Consider the following 15,383-nt stretch of genomic DNA (forward strand, 5'->3'; position numbering starts at 1 on the left):
AACAGACGGCGACGCGGGAAATACGCGCCTAAAGCGCCAGGTCGTACTCGACGATCAACGGGGCGAACTCGGAGAAGGTCGCGTCGTAATCGATCCACGCATCAACCACGTGGCGGCGGAAGTTGGGGCCGACCAACTGGTAGTCGATTCGCCAGCCTTCCTGGCGCTCACGGGGTACCTCTTGGTCTAGCTTCGGCCACCAGGTGTATTCACCTGCGTCGCGGTTGATTTCGCGGAAGGTGTCGATAAACCCGGTAGGGCCAAGCACCTGATCCATCCAGGCGCGCTCTTCCGGGCGGAAACCCGACGTGAGCTGATTGTCGGACCAGTTGGCCAGGTCGACGGTCTTGTGGGCAATGTTCCAGGTACCGCAGATGATGTATTCGCGGCGTTTGCGCGACATCTTGGTCAGGTACTCCTGGTATTGGTCCATGAATGACTGTTTGGCTTTTTGATCGCTTCCGTCGGGCATCAGGAAGGTAGCAATGCTGAAACGGTCATAGTCCGCCTGCAGAAAGCGCCCTTCGTGGTCACACTGAGGGAACCCGAGGCCGTACATAATCGCCTTGGGGATTTGACGGCAATACAGTGCTACACCGGAGAAACCATCCTCTTCGGCATCCAGAAAGTAGCCTTCATAGCCTTCCGGGTACAGAATGTGGTCGCTCAATTCAAAACTTTTTGCCTTGATGTTCTGCACGCAGACCACGTCGGCATCCTGCTGAGCCAGCCAGTCCAGGAAACCACGGTCGACGGCATCACGTATACCATTGACATTAATGCTGGCAATTTTCATAAATCGTCCCTTTTGCGTCGCTGCTGTATGATACCCGACGTTTAGACGTTTGGGTAAATAGACAAACCAAATCTTGCTATTTACCTGCTTTTTATTGTTGCCTTTGCCCCAACTTTTGATCGACAAGGGAAGACCGCCGTGGCCTCTACTCTACAACCCTACCAGCGCGATTTCATTGCTTTTGCCATTGAGCAGGGGGTGCTCAAGTTCGGCGAATTCACGCTTAAATCCGGGCGTGTAAGTCCTTACTTCTTCAATGCGGGCCTATTCCAGACCGGCCGCGCGCTCGCCAAGCTGGGCCGCTTTTATGCCCAGGCGATCGTCGATAGCGGCCTCAAGGCCGACGTGCTGTTTGGCCCGGCGTACAAGGGCATTCCCTTAGCGGCGGTGACTGCCGCGGCATTGGCCGACCACCACGACCACGACATGCCCTACGCGTTTAATCGCAAAGAAGCCAAAAGCCACGGAGAAGGCGGCAACATTGTCGGCGCACCGCTTGCCGGTGATATTCTGATTATCGACGACGTGATTACCGCTGGCACCGCCATACGCGAGGTAATGAGCCTGATTGAGCAGAATGACGCTCGTGCGGGGGGCGTGATCATTGCCTTGGACCGTCAGGAGCGTGGCCAGGGCGAGCAAAGCGCGATTCAGGAAGTACAGACCCAATACGGCATGCCGGTGGTCAGCATCGTGACGCTTGAGCAAGTGCTTACGTATCTTGAAGAGCATGCCGGTGGCGAGATGCTGGCCTACGCCGAGGCCGTTCGGGCTTATCGCGACCGCTACGGAATTGCCAACTGAACGACGCTAAAGCGAGAGGGCGCCCGCGTAGTCTTGCTGGCGCCACGCTTCATAGCTCACGATAGCCACCGCGTTAGAGAGATTGAGGCTGCGGTTATTGGGCTGCATGGGAATGCGCAGCTTTTGCTCGGCAGGCAAGGCAGCGTGCACCTCGGCCGAGAGCCCGGCGGTTTCAGAGCCAAACAGCAGCACATCGCCCGGGGCATAAGTTGCGTCGCTATGAGCACGCGTGCCTTTCGTGGTAATCGCCCAGATGGTGCGTCCCTGCATGGCGCTTTGAAAGGCGCTAAAATCAGCATGGCGCGTCACATTGGCAAGATCGCGGTAGTCCAGCCCGGCGCGGCGCAGCTTTTTCTCTTCCAGGTCGAAACCCAACGGCTCGATCAGGTTTAATCGGCAGCCGTTGTTGGCCACCAGGCGCATGATATTGCCCGTATTGGGTGCCATCCGCGGTTCAAATAAAGCGACTTCAAACATTAACACCTGCCTATTGTTAGCCCATTATGCGTTTACCCAGTGCCGCCGATTATAATCGAAACAGCCCTGCAACACTTTAGAGGTCACCCGTCGCCATGACGCCCCAGCCGCCAAAGAGCATCCTTAGCCGCATTAACGGGCTCAACCCGCGCCAGCAGGAAGCCGTGCGCTATATCGATGGCCCCTGCCTGGTCCTGGCGGGGGCAGGCTCCGGTAAAACCAGCGTGATTACCACCAAAATCGCTTACCTGGTGCAGGAATGCGGCATGAGCGCGCGCAAAATCGCCGCGGTGACCTTTACCAACAAGGCCGCCCGAGAGATGAAAGAGCGCGTGGGGCAAATGCTGCACGGCAAGGAAGGCCACGGACTGACGGTTTCCACCTTCCACACCCTGGGGTTGAACATCATCCGCGGTGAGCTGAAAACCCTGGGCTACAAACCCGGCTTTTCGCTCTTCGACCCGGAGGATGCCAAGGCGTTGCTGCGCGATTTGATGAATAAAGATGCCCAGGTCGATGCCGAGCAGATCAACGCGGTACAGAGCAAAATATCCCAGTGGAAAAACGACCTGATGCTGCCCAGCGACGCGCTGTCGTTTGCGGCGGATGACGACGAGCACTTTGCCGCGCGGGTCTACGAAGCCTATGTTCGCCATCTGAAAGCCTATAACGCGGTGGATTTTGACGACCTGATTCTGCTGCCGGTGGTCCTGCTGCAGCGTGACCCGGAAGCGCTGGCCCGCTGGCGGCGCAAGATCCACTACATGCTGGTGGATGAGTATCAGGACACCAACGTCTCCCAGTACCTGCTGGTGAAGCTGCTGATGGCCGAGCGGGCCACCTTTACCGTGGTCGGCGATGATGACCAGTCGATTTATGCCTGGCGCGGTGCACGGCCGGAAAATCTGATTACCCTGGGTGAAGACTTCCCTCGCCTGAAGGTGATCAAGCTGGAGCAGAACTACCGCTCGACTGGCACGATTCTGCGCGCCGCCAACACACTGATCGCCTATAACCCCCACGTCTACGAAAAAACCCTGTGGTCGGATATGGGCGACGGCGCCTCCATTCGGGTCATCGTCAATCGCCACGAAGAAGCCGAAGCCGAGCGCGTGGCCAGCGAAATGTTTACCCGGCGGATCAAGGAAAAAGCCGAGTGGCGCGACTTTGCTGTGCTTTACCGGGGCAACTTTCAGGCCCGGCTGCTGGAGTTAAAGCTGCAGCACTATCAAATCCCTTACAAGCTGTCCGGCGGTACGTCGTTTTTCTCGCGCAACGAGATCAAGGACACCATGGCCTACCTGCGGCTGCTGATTAATCCCGCCGACGACAACGCCTTTTTACGCATTGTGAACGTGCCGCGTCGAGAAGTCGGTCCCGGTACCGTCGAGAAGCTTGCCAACTACGCAACCGAGCGCTCGATTTCACTGTTTGCCGCCTGTCATGAGCTCGGCCTGGAACAGGTACTACCGACCCGGGCCGTCGAGCGGCTGTCGCGCTTTACCCATTTTATCGACGGCGTGCGCAAGCGCATGGACCAGGGCGATGCGATTGCCGCGATCCGCGACATGCTGCGGGACATGGATTACGAGGCGTGGCTGTACCAAAACGCCAGCGCGCCGACCGTCGCCGAGCGGCGCATGGCCAACGTATGGATTTTGATCGACCAGCTAGAGAAGTCACTGAACCGCGATCCTGAAGATGATACGTCATCCACTGAAACCGAAACTGACGGCGTGGAAGCGGCGATTTCACGCCTGGTGCTGCGCGATATTCTGGAGCAACAGGCCGAAGAAGATGATTCAGACCGGGTGCAGCTACTCACCATGCACGCCTCCAAAGGGCTGGAGTTCCCCCACGTTTATTTGATGGGACTGGAGGAAGACTTACTGCCCCACCGCAACGCCATCGAAATGGGTACAGTGGAAGAAGAGCGCCGCCTGGCCTACGTGGGTATTACCCGCGCGCGCCGTACACTGACATTGACACTTGCCCGCCAGCGCAAATCCTACGGCGAGCTGATGGACTGCCAGCCCAGCCGCTTCCTGGACGAATTGCCTGCTGAAGACCTGGAGTGGGAAGGCCGTGCCGATAAGGAAGACCCGGAGAAAAAGCAGGCCCGGGGGCAGGACGCCATTGCCGGGCTACGCTCTTTGCTGGGCTGAAGGTTTTCTACTGACCTGAAGGCTCTTTACTGGGCCGGTGGTTCTCTGTTGTACTAAAAATTATCCACAACCGGCTTTTACATTACACCTGTGGATAATATGGATAGCCGACAAAGTTATTCTGCCTCGGCGATCATGTAATCAACGACCGACTCGATTTCTTCATCGGAGGCGCTACTGCCACCGCGCGCCGGCATCGCGCCTTTACCTTCAAACACGCTTTGATAGAGAGCCTCAGTACCTTGCTCAAGACGCGATGCCCAAGCCTCGGCGTCCCCTAGCATCGGCGCTCCCGCCGCACCGCTATCGTGGCATGCCGCACAGCCGGTACTGCTATACAGCGAGGCGCCATCCAATTCACCGCCACCGCTTTCAGCATTACTTTCGGCGTCTGCTTGCGCCGCTTGGGTACCACAGTCCTGGCCTTGTAAACACACACTGCCTACCGGCGCCATCCGCTCCGCAATCGCCTCACGGGAGGCATCGGCGACGGCGCCCGACCCACTCAGCATGGCAACCCCAAGTGCAACAAGACCTTTTACTATCTGCTTAACGTTCACTCGCACCACCTCTTATTTATTATTGTCGGCGTCTGGGCGGCTGAAAGATCAAAGGCTGCCAATACGCCTACTTAATGAATATTAGCAGTATAGTGGTAATTCAAAGTGCCACAAAACCCACCACGCCTGCTGGGTCAACGGGGCAACGACGCCCAGGCTGCTAGCCGCGCCAGGCCATCACGGACTGCTGGGCATATTCGGTGAAACCAGCGCGCCTGTAGAGATTAAACGCCGGCGGATTTTCGTGATCCACCGAAAGCAATAGCTCCGAGGCGCCCGCCTGTTGGGAAAGCGCCAAGGCATGGTTGAGAATATGACCGCCCAGCCCCCGGCGCCGCCACTCAGGCACCAGCCCCATCAACATCAGCTCCCAGCGGTGAATCTCATTGCGCGGTGCCAACAGCAACGCGCCGATAGGCGAGGGAGATTCATCCACATAGAGCGCATGCCAGTGTGTGGGCGCGTGAGGATCTTGCCCGTAGAAACCTGCCAGTAGATCATTGACCGATAAGATGTCGCGCAAACCACGGCAATCCAGCGAGTCGCGCCCAACCGCGGTTATCAACGCATGCTCCTGAGCGGGTGACAGCAGGTCCCATGGCGTCCAATGCAATTGGGTGAACGGCTTCCTGGTAGGAAAACGCTGCTCCACACCCGCTTTTAAACAGCGCAGCGATATGAGCGGCTGCATGCCGTGGGCAAGTAATTGCGCTCGCTGGTGGGTCGCCTCAGGCACTAGCTCGATATGGCAAAGCGATAAGCGTTGCTGCATGACCCAGTGTCGTGCCGTATCGATCAACGCGCTGATGTGATCACCTTGCGCATTGGGTAGCCACAGCTGCGCCATATTCTGGGGTAGCCGCTGTACCCAAATAACGCCGTTGATATGCCCGCTATGCAGGCTCACCCATAAGCTCTGCCAAGCCGTTTCAGGCTCCTTCAGCATCGGCTTGAGCGCCTCGGTCAATGCTTTTTGCCCACTCGACGACTGCGACTCGGCCAGATGCAGGAGCGCCTCGCGGCGATGTTCAGGCGGGCATAGGATAATCTTTGAGGTATTTGCCATAGACGCTACTATCGTTGTCATCCATTGTTTTCATCTGACCATCGTATTCATCTGAACAGGTAAACTCACCCAGGGACATCATCTCTCATCATGCGCATCTTACTGGTCGAGGACGATTCGAGTTTAGCGTCTGGAATACGCCTGGCGCTTAAGCCTGAAGGGTACACGGTTGATCATCTCAGCGATGGTGTGAGTGCTCGCTCAACGCTGCTGGAAGGGATACCCTTCGATGCCGTGATACTTGACCTGGGGCTACCCCGTCTGGATGGCGTCGACGTGCTCAAAGCCGTGAGACTTGAAGGTAACCAGGTGCCTATCCTGGTGCTGACTGCCCGTGATGCGGTCGATGAGCGAATTGCCGGCTTGGATGCCGGCGCCGATGATTACTTGATCAAACCGTTTGATGTCACCGAGCTGACCGCCCGGCTACGCGCTTTATTAAGACGCAGCCACGGGCAAGTCCGTTCGCTACTGGAGTGTCAGGGGATACGCTTTGATCCAGTCACTCTCAAGGTCAGTTATCAAGGACAAGAGGCGTCACTTTCACGCCGCGAACTGACGCTATTGCAGGAATTCATGAGCCACCCTGGGCGTGTATTCACTCGCGATACCTTAACCCAGTTGGTGTACGGGTGGGATGAAGATGTCGAAAGTAATGCCATTGAAGTCCATATTCATCATTTGAGGCGCAAATTTTTCCCCCATGTCATACGTACCGTACGTGGCATTGGTTATGTGATGGATAACCCCGGATGAGCTCGATTCGATACCGTACCCTCACACTGGTGCTGCTGGTCTTCGGCGTCAGCACGCTGGTGATTGGAGTAATCAGCTACCGCTACGCCGCACATCAAATAAGCGAGCTTTCAGACGCCCGGCTTGCCCAACATGCCCATCTTCTCGAAGGCATGTCGCAATCGACGGCACTGAGTGATGATCGCCAAGCGATGCTGAGCAATATTGAAAATGCATTACAGCGTGCCGAATCCGCCGATTCGCCCTACGGACACCGCTACTCAAACCAGCTTGCCTTTCAGCTGTGGGAAAACGATCAGCTATTGCTAAGCTCTTCAGAAGCGCCCGATATAACACCCCGTCAGCGGGATACGGGCTACTCTGACCTCACCATTGATCAACAGGCATGGCGGATTTATGTTCTTAATCAGCCAGATACTGATCAACGAATTGTCGTCGGCGAGCGCGAAAACACCCGCGGTGAATTGATTCGTTCGGTCGCCCTGCGCACCCTATTACCTGAGCTGATAGGGTTACCCCTGGTCGCCTTGCTATTGTGGTGGAGCATTGGCTGGGGGCTAGCGCCGTTATCGCGAATGGCCGAGCAGACACGGACCCGCGGGCCCCACAACCTTCAGCCTCTGTCGCTTGCGACGCTGCCACGAGAGTTAACCCCGATCGCGAGCGCATTAAATCAATTACTGGCGCGTATCCGCCAAATACGCACCCGCGAAGAGCGCTTTATCGCTGATGCTGCCCACGAATTACGCACGCCGCTCGCCGTACTGGACCTGCACGCGCAAAATGCGTTGAGCGCCCGTAGCCATGAAGACCGTGAAGAAGCGCTTGATCACCTTCGCGATGGCGTTACCCGCGCCACCCGAGTGGTCAGTCAGTTGCTGGCCCTGGCCCGTTTAGCGCCGGAAACGGAGATACAACGCCACTACCGACCAGCCAACTTACTCACCGAGGCACGTGAAACCCTCGCCGAACTCTCGCCGCTAGCCGCCGAACGCCAACAGCAGGTGATCCTGCATGCCGATGAAGCGCTGGACTGGCAGATGGAAGCAGAGCCCGGTGCCGTTGAAACCGTGTTGCAAAATATTGTGGGTAACGCTTTCCAGCACACACCCACTAAGGGCGTTATCGACATTGCCTTAACCGCCACCCCTCATCACGTCACACTCTGCGTGGATGACCAGGGGCCAGGCATCCCGGAACAGGCATACTCGAAGGTGAGAGAACGTTTCCAACGTGCCGGGCCAGGCGCCGGGGCAGGCTTGGGGCTATCCATTGTTGACCGTGTCGTTAAACGCCACAATGGTGAGTTCACCATGACCAACGCGCCTCAGGGCGGCCTACGCGTTTGCATTACGCTTCAGCGTTTTCCTTCACAACACGGAATGATCTCGATCGACCCTAGCGCTTCTTAAGGTTGTCATAAGATTATCGTGCAAATGTGACGTAACGGCAGGACAACTGTTGTTTGCCATTTCGTCACTTAACGCAGGTACTCTGATGAACCAGATAATTTTTTCACCCAAACCGTTAATCCAACTAGGGTCGACGCCGACACTGGTTGTCCCGAAAAAGCCGTCGTTATCGCCGCAAAGCCCGGCTATCAGTGTTCTGACCGATTTTAGCCAGGTACGTCCCCAATGGATTGATGGCGATACCCCGGTTGACCAGGCCCACCAAAAAATGCGCGGCGCGGGAGTGCGGTTGCTGTTTGTCATGGATAGCCATGAGCACTGCATCGGGGTTGTTACGGCGAAAGAAATCATTGGCAAGCGGCGGATCAATATCGCCATGCAGCAACGCCAGCTGAGCTGGGAGGACATCACGGCCGAAATGATCATGACCCCCTGGCACACGTTAAGCGCTATGCCGATTAACCAACTCTCGTCGCTGAGCATTGAGGATTTGGTGATATCGATGGAAAGCTTTACGGATCAGCATTTGCTGATTATCGAACATGATGATCGCCACGACCCTCGTATTCGCGGCATCATTTCAGCCAGCGATATTCAAGCGGCGATCGGTAAGACGATCAATGCCATCCCGAGGGCGCAAAGCTTTGCGGATATCTGCCACGTCATAACAGGCCACGATATTTAAGCGATGCACGGCGTTAATTCTCCCGCCCGCGCGTGTCAACGTGCGGGCGGTTGTGTTACTGGGAATTAAAACAACCCGGCATTTAACCAAAGGTGGGTAAGAATACTGGCGATATAGCCCAGCATGATGGCTGGCGCCCAGCGCAGATGACGGGCAAAGGTATAAATCCCCCTGGCCTGGCCCATCAAGGCGACACCCGCGGCTGAGCCCATCGATAGCAAACTGCCCCCGACTCCTGCCGTCAGCGTGATCAACAGCCAGTTACCCAGCGACATATCCGGTTCCATTGAAAGTACCGCGAACATCACCGGGATGTTGTCCACCACCGCTGAAATCAACCCCAATACCACGTTGGCCCACACCGGGTTCCAGCCGCCATAAAGGGTCTCCGACAGCAGGCCTAAATAGCCGATAAAACCCAGACCGCCCACACACATCACCACGCCGTAGAAAAACAGCAGTGTGTCCCACTCTGAACGGGCAATCCGGCTGAAGATATCAAAGGGAACAACGCTGCCCAGTTGCTCAAGCTTTTTCCAATCGCCGCGGCGGGAATAGCGCTCACGCTTGCGCTCGAGGGAGCGCGGCAAGCTGCGGCGCAAGTAGTAACCAAAGAACTGCAGCAAACCAAGACCAAACATCATGCCCATGGCAGGCGGCAAATGCAGCACTGAGTGACAGAGAACCGAAATCGCCACGGTGATCAGGAACAGCACGACGATACGCCGCGCGCCGCGCTTCAACCATACGTTTTCCGATAATGCTTCAGGTTTTCGGTTGCGAATAAAGCAACTCATGATCACCGCAGGCACCATGAAATTGACAATTGACGGCACCAACAGATGGAAGAAATCACCAAAGGCGACCTGGCCAGCCTGCCAGACCATCAGCGTTGTGATATCGCCGAAGGGACTGAAGGCGCCACCAGCATTGGCGGCAACCACCACGTTAATACAGCAAAGGCTGATAAAACGATCATCGCCCTCGGCCACTTTCAGCACCACTGCACACATCAGCATCGCCGTGGTCATGTTGTTGGCGATCGCCGAAATACCGAACGCCAGCACCCCGGTAATCCAGAACAGGCTGCGGTAGCTAAACCCCTTGCGCACCAGCCATGCGCGCAGAGAGTCAAACACCCGCCGCTCTTCCATGGCGTTGATATAGGTCATCGCCACCAGCAAGAACAAGAGTAGCTCAGTGTACTCAAGCAGCGTTTCACGAAACGCCGTTTCCGCCTCTTGGGGCAGTCCCGCCTGAACGTACACCCAAGCCACCAATGCCCAAATCAGACCCGCGGCGACCAACACCGGTTTTGATTTGCGCATGTGCAAAAGCTCTTCGGCCATGACTAACGCATAGGCGAGTACAAATATGGCGACAGACAAGATACCGGCGATAGAACGGGTAAGGTCGAGCGACCCGGCAGCGGCATAAGACAAGGAAGGAACAGCAAGACAGCATAACGCAAACAGCAGCCACATCGCGCAACGACAATAATGCCCAGCGATGCCGAAATCAGGTGGTTTCATGGCGGAGAAGTCCCAGCGGTAGAACGAAGGAAAGAAAAACCGTCATAATGATAAGCCGACTAACGGAATGGAGCAATGCAACATTGCAGTTATCGAAGAATGATGGGCAGGGTCAGCAAGCAGTATAAGTCGGTTCGCTTACGCCGTTGACATAGGTAAAGCTCTTCAGTTCAAGTACCATTTTATTAATGAACTAGACGGTCCTTTTACTCTTCTGACATAGCAAAATTCTCTATAACGCTTTGTTAAAAAATATATTTAATGAAAGTACTGGGAAATCTCATACTTTTCATACTCTCTTTAACGCAATGTAACTTGGCTTTACATTTCCCCTAGACCGACCAACACTAATCACACCCCAGTCTGCGATAGTTGCGCATGCTAGAAATACTCATCCATATATTTTTCAGCCTGAGACTGGAAAAGGGTACTTTCTACAGGGGCTTAAAAATCATGATGCGCGGTTATAACTCCGTCGCAAGAACTTGCCTACGTGTAGGGCCTGATCACTATTAACAGTGGTTGCCAGCAACCATGAGGTAACGTCATGATCGAGCCAACCAGGCAGCTCTTAACAGCAGGAAACTCGACGTTTCTTCAGAACACCGTAAAACAGCTTTTAGGGTATGGCTGGTCAATTAGCCATGCTGTTAATGCACATGAAGCAATGGAATTGCTCGACAAAGAGCCCTGTCAAGTTGGATTGATCGCTATCGATCCGTCAACATCCACCCTTCCTTTGGAAATCGATAGTAGCCCCCGGCTGGCTGACATCTCTTGGGTAGCCATTATCGAACGTAATGGGTTAAGTCACGAGAAGACTCGCGAGCGGATTTTTAATACTTGTTACGCCTATCAAGTCCATCCGGTCGATGCGCGAAAACTCGATACCTTGATGGAGAGTGCGCTGGCAATGGCCAACCTCCTAGGCGCTCACCCCCTCCCGACACTTACTTCTTTAGACGACGAATATCATATCGTTGGCAATAGCCCAACCATGCAACTGCTCTATCGAACGATCGCTAAAGTGGCAGCTGCCAGTGCACCTGTACTGATTACCGGAGAGTCGGGCACAGGAAAGGAGCTCACGGCTCATGCCATTCATACCCATTCACCCAGACGTCATGGGCCGTTTAACGTTGTCAACTGTGGCGCTATACCCGCCGGGCTTATCCAGTCCGAACTCTTCGGTCACGAGAAAGGAGCCTTCACCGGGGCTAATCAGCGCAAGGTCGGCATCATAGAGAATTCGCAGGGAGGTACCCTGTTTCTCGACGAGATCGGCGACCTACCTCTGGATTTACAAGTCAATCTGCTCCGCTTTCTGGAAAACCTCAAAGTGCTGCGAGTCGGTGGGCTTAAAGAGATTCCTGTCGATGTCAGGGTGTTGGCTGCCACCCACGTCGACCTTAATGAGGCCGTCGGCAGGGGCGATTTTCGTGAAGATCTCTATCATCGGCTCAATGTACTTCAAGTCAGGGTACCGGCGCTGAGGGAACACCTTGAAGACATTGAAGCCCTGGCCCACTTTTTCTTCCAGAAGTTCTCAACCGAAAAACCAACCCGAGTCTGTGGATTTAGCCACGAATGTCTCACTGTCATGCTTCAACACCACTGGCCAGGCAACATTCGCGAACTGGTCAACCGGGTTAGACGCTCAATGGTGATGTGTGAGCACAAGCTCATAACACCCGCCGATATGGGGCTGGAAAGGCGACACCGACTTTCCCGGGATATTGATACCCTTCAGCAGATTCGCGACGCGGCAGAGTACGAGGCCATCAGGGCTGCTCTCGTACGCAACAAACACAATGTGCTGCGTGCGTCGCTCGAACTAGGTGTCTCACGCGTCACCTTGTACCGATTAATAGAGAAGCACGGTATCGAAAAGAACGGCTGCCCCGATGAACTGCAAACGATCCATGCCTCTTCCCGCTAGGACGAGGCACTACGCAAAAAAAGAAAAAAAGGAAAGCAACCATGACCCCACGTGGCACTAACATCCTCTGTACCGCCGGCTTGGCATCTTTTATCAGTTGCGCACCGGTGCTGGCACAACAGCCAACTGAGGACTCGCAGGTCCAGCCCGTTGGACAGGAGCCCGAGCAACAGGAGATCCAGCCAGACGTCCAGGCAATGGCAGAATATGGAGGCGTTTTGACGCCCAAGGGCAGACTTGTTCTGGAGCCAGAATTCCAGTATTCCCACGAGAGCATTAACCGAACGACCTTCGAGGGGGTGGAAATATTGAGCACACTGCTAATAGGGGTGTTCACCGCGCAGGATGTCGACCGGGATAGCTATACGGCCTCGCTGACAGGACGACTGGGGTTTACCGACCGCCTGGAACTCGAGATGAAGGTACCTTATGTCTATCGGGATGAATCGAACCGCGTCACGGTCTCCGAGGTTGATCCCGATTTCACCTTGAATCGTGAGCTATCCAACAATGCGCTAGGCGATATCGAAGTAGCCGCCCACTACCAGCTGAACCGTGGCCTGAACGGCATGCCCTACTTCATTGGCAATCTGCGCTACAAGACCACCACCGGTCAAGGCCCCTTCGATATTCGCCGAAATAGCGCCGGCAACCCGCTGGAATTAACCACTGGAACAGGCTTTAATTCCTTCGAGCCCAGCCTCACTATGCTGGTACCCTCCGCACCCGCTGTCTACTTCGCCAATCTTGGCTACGTCTTCAATCTTGAAGATGATGTCAATCAGCAAGTTACTCAAAATGATGACGACCTGTTCATAGGCGAGGTGGATCCCGGAGATACCGTTCGACTGAGTTTCGGCATGGCCTACTCAATCAATCCCAAAACGTCCTTTACGCTGGGCTACAAAAACGACTTTATCGGCGAGACGACAACGAAGTTTGTCAATAACAGTACCGGCAATACGACTCAGGTCAGCTCAAACACTCTGAACGTAGGCTCCCTGCTGCTCGGGTGGTCCTATCAATTGAACCCGGATGTCTCGCTCAACCTGGGCCTGGAACTGGGCATCACCGAAGATGCGCCTGATACGACTCTGAGCCTCCGCATGCCTATTGGCATGGGCCTTTTTTAGTTGAAGGAAAGGAAGAGACTCGACAGCTGCCTCATCGGCAGCTGTCGTATCAGCGCAGGATACCGGCAAAGGAATCAACAATAGCGGCCTGTTGCCTGGCCGCTTTCAATGCCCCGATGTTGTTGAGTTGAACATCAATGTCGATCCGCTGCTGTATATTCCGTCCGGAAGCATTACTCACCACGCCACTGACGATGGCGTCACGAGTGATATTTTGCAAGGCTGCCGTGAAGCCTTTGGCATCGCTCAATGCAACGCCAGAAAAGCCCGCCAAACCCGCTAGATCTACGCCATTTGGCGCCACATCAGTAACGAGCATTCCCGTACTGGGGCCCACCTGAGTTACTGAACCGGAAGGGTCACGTAAAGTCTGGGAAACAACGTCGACGCCCGCCCTGGTGAAATTGACAACCGACACCAGCTCGATGCTGTTATCGATCATGGTCTGTAGTCTAGCCCCGAAATCCACGTCGAGCCCACCGAGGCTGAATCCCGCCCGCAATTGATCAAGCTCAGCCTCAGCGATAACGACGCCTCGGCTGAATTCATCATTTAAAGCCAGTGAGGATACAACCTCAGTGTAAAGATTTACGGGTGCTGGATAGCCTGAAGAAGGTGCCCAATGACTATTTAGTGGTTCTAATAATGGTTCTAACGCTGCATCGCTTGCGTTTGGGGAAGCCGCCTCGACGCCGGTCGCCGCTATCATCAGCGCCGCACCAATCCATCGAACACCCCTTCGCCTAAGCATAGTGCTTGATTGAGATGGCATCTTCATATCTCCTCATTAACGACCCATCTCATTCCTGGCGGGCAGGGTCAGCAGACTGGCACCGAGGCTTGAACGGTTCACGCCTACGGATAGAGGTGAATCAGGGCGCACGGCCCAATCCTGCTCGTTATTGAAATTTTTCCGGGCCATCTCGATTTCCTCGCGCACGCCCAGAACCGTTCCGTCCCACAGCGATTCAAAGTGGTCCTTGGGCACCACTTGAGTACCCGCCGCGGGATCCCCTATCAGAATGTTATTGGTGTCCACACCCTTCACGACGACAAAATGCTTATAACCTGCCGTGTTCACCATCGTTATGGCGGGCACGCCAATGCGGATAAAGTCATCCAGGCTGATTCTGAATCCATCAGAGTTGAGCCCCTGAGCATCCAGATAACGCTTCATATCCAACATGGAAAAGCCATGTCGTTGGATCTGCTCGGCATTCCCGGCTCGAATCATGCTTTCAAAAACCTCTGCTTCGGTGGTCTCGCGCTGATAATGAAACGTCAGCAAGGTGGCAACGGACGCAGAACCACAGCTGAAATCATATTGCTGGCGAACGACTCTGTCCCAACCCTTTTCCTGCAAGCTCTTGGCCTCGACCTGAAAACTACCGAAACGATTGAATATGGCGACCTGTCCGGCATGGGCAACTATCATATTGCCGATAAGAAAAAGTGACGCCATGCCACAGCAAAGTTGTCGATTTAGCTTCATGGCGCATCATTCCTTGGCTGGAATCGTGTATCCAAACCCGATCAAGGCTCAGTTGGCGATAAAGACACTGATGCCCACGGCATTGTTGATGGAATTCCCATTTCCCGTCACGGCACTGAAAATCCCTGTGCCGCTATAACTTCCCAGGGCATCAGAAGCAAAGCTGATATTGCCTGACTTCATATTTCCGCCAATATTGAAGGAAGTGTCCGTCACCGACGCTTTCATGTTCTGGATGCTTTTTACCGTATTGAAATTGACGATCGCCTCACCTTCCCTGGCCCTGGCCTTATCCATTTCCTCGATATCCATCCGTTGCATCGCGGCAAAACCATCACGGTTAAGCTCATGACTATCGTCGGCCTGACTCTTTGCCGTTCCCAAGGTAACCATTACAGAGATTAGCGTAATAGCCATTAACGTCCGCTGGGGACAAGGTAACGCAAATTGAATTGAACTGGCTGAAGACACCTTCATGGCATTGACTCCCGGTACCCTATCCATTCGGACAGTTGATCGAGGGAGCCGATGGATCTCAGCCCACCGGCTCCCGGTTCATCAAAGCG

Annotated in this window: 15 protein-coding genes; 7 read left to right on the forward strand and 8 right to left on the reverse strand. The window is 54.9% G+C overall.

The window, feature by feature from the left end; genetic code table 11:
• Window positions 1-28: 28 nt before the first annotated feature.
• Window positions 29-796, reverse strand: coding sequence for an exodeoxyribonuclease III (locus HXW73_RS17470; RefSeq protein WP_186254290.1), 768 nt, complete (start codon window positions 794-796; stop codon window positions 29-31).
• Window positions 797-934: 138 nt separating this feature from the next.
• On the opposite strand from HXW73_RS17470, the gene pyrE reads away from it, so the two are divergent.
• Window positions 935-1,600 (forward strand): orotate phosphoribosyltransferase, encoded by a 666-nt coding sequence (gene pyrE / locus HXW73_RS17475; RefSeq protein WP_186254291.1) that lies wholly within the window; start codon window positions 935-937, stop codon window positions 1,598-1,600.
• 6 nt (window positions 1,601-1,606) lie between these two features.
• On the opposite strand, the gene HXW73_RS17480 is transcribed toward pyrE, so the two are convergent.
• Entirely contained in the window at window positions 1,607-2,077 is a 471-nt protein-coding gene (locus HXW73_RS17480) for a tRNA (cytidine(34)-2'-O)-methyltransferase (RefSeq protein ID WP_186254292.1), read from the reverse strand.
• Window positions 2,078-2,172: 95 nt separating this feature from the next.
• Between HXW73_RS17480 and rep the strand changes: the two genes are divergently transcribed.
• Entirely contained in the window at window positions 2,173-4,242 is a 2,070-nt protein-coding gene (gene rep / locus HXW73_RS17485) for a DNA helicase Rep (protein WP_186254293.1), read from the forward strand.
• Between the two features lie 116 nt (window positions 4,243-4,358).
• Here the strand turns inward: rep and HXW73_RS17490 are convergent, their stop codons facing one another.
• A complete protein-coding gene (locus HXW73_RS17490) occupies window positions 4,359-4,802 on the reverse strand; it encodes a c-type cytochrome (protein WP_240538672.1) in 444 nt (147 codons plus the stop codon).
• A 160-nt stretch (window positions 4,803-4,962) separates the two neighbouring features.
• On the reverse strand, window positions 4,963-5,868 hold the full coding sequence (locus HXW73_RS17495; RefSeq protein ID WP_186254294.1) for a GNAT family N-acetyltransferase: 906 nt from the start codon (window positions 5,866-5,868) through the stop codon (window positions 4,963-4,965).
• Window positions 5,869-5,958: 90 nt separating this feature from the next.
• On the opposite strand from HXW73_RS17495, the gene HXW73_RS17500 reads away from it, so the two are divergent.
• From HXW73_RS17500 to HXW73_RS17510, 3 genes are all read left to right on the forward strand, one after another.
• Window positions 5,959-6,624 (forward strand): response regulator, encoded by a 666-nt coding sequence (locus HXW73_RS17500; RefSeq protein WP_186254295.1) that lies wholly within the window; start codon window positions 5,959-5,961, stop codon window positions 6,622-6,624.
• Entirely contained in the window at window positions 6,621-8,036 is a 1,416-nt protein-coding gene (locus tag HXW73_RS17505; RefSeq protein WP_186254296.1) for an ATP-binding protein, read from the forward strand. The genes HXW73_RS17500 and HXW73_RS17505 overlap by 4 nt, the downstream gene beginning before the upstream one ends.
• A gap of 85 nt (window positions 8,037-8,121) precedes the next feature.
• Entirely contained in the window at window positions 8,122-8,721 is a 600-nt protein-coding gene (locus tag HXW73_RS17510) for a CBS domain-containing protein (protein WP_186254297.1), read from the forward strand.
• 65 nt (window positions 8,722-8,786) lie between these two features.
• On the opposite strand, the gene nhaD is transcribed toward HXW73_RS17510, so the two are convergent.
• Entirely contained in the window at window positions 8,787-10,253 is a 1,467-nt protein-coding gene (gene nhaD, locus HXW73_RS17515; protein ID WP_186254298.1) for a sodium:proton antiporter NhaD, read from the reverse strand.
• A gap of 547 nt (window positions 10,254-10,800) precedes the next feature.
• Between nhaD and HXW73_RS17520 the strand changes: the two genes are divergently transcribed.
• Both HXW73_RS17520 and HXW73_RS17525 read left to right on the forward strand, forming a co-directional pair.
• Complete coding sequence (locus HXW73_RS17520; protein WP_186254299.1) at window positions 10,801-12,192, forward strand: sigma-54 dependent transcriptional regulator; 1,392 nt, start codon at window positions 10,801-10,803, stop codon at window positions 12,190-12,192.
• A 41-nt stretch (window positions 12,193-12,233) separates the two neighbouring features.
• A complete protein-coding gene (locus HXW73_RS17525; RefSeq protein ID WP_186254300.1) occupies window positions 12,234-13,325 on the forward strand; it encodes a transporter in 1,092 nt (363 codons plus the stop codon).
• Between the two features lie 49 nt (window positions 13,326-13,374).
• On the opposite strand, the gene HXW73_RS17530 is transcribed toward HXW73_RS17525, so the two are convergent.
• Genes HXW73_RS17530 through HXW73_RS17540 form a run of 3 tightly spaced genes read right to left on the reverse strand, consistent with a single transcriptional unit; the run spans window position 13,375 to window position 15,294 of the window.
• On the reverse strand, window positions 13,375-14,103 hold the full coding sequence (locus tag HXW73_RS17530) for a hypothetical protein (RefSeq protein WP_186254301.1): 729 nt from the start codon (window positions 14,101-14,103) through the stop codon (window positions 13,375-13,377).
• A gap of 9 nt (window positions 14,104-14,112) precedes the next feature.
• Window positions 14,113-14,817 carry a C39 family peptidase gene (locus HXW73_RS17535; RefSeq protein ID WP_186254302.1) on the reverse strand — a complete coding sequence of 235 codons (705 nt, stop codon included), beginning with the start codon at window positions 14,815-14,817 and terminating at the stop codon, window positions 14,113-14,115.
• A gap of 48 nt (window positions 14,818-14,865) precedes the next feature.
• Window positions 14,866-15,294 (reverse strand): hypothetical protein, encoded by a 429-nt coding sequence (locus HXW73_RS17540; protein ID WP_186254303.1) that lies wholly within the window; start codon window positions 15,292-15,294, stop codon window positions 14,866-14,868.
• Window positions 15,295-15,383 lie beyond the last annotated feature (89 nt).

The organism is Halomonas sp. SH5A2, from assembly GCF_014263395.1.
GTDB lineage: Bacteria > Pseudomonadota > Gammaproteobacteria > Pseudomonadales > Halomonadaceae > Vreelandella.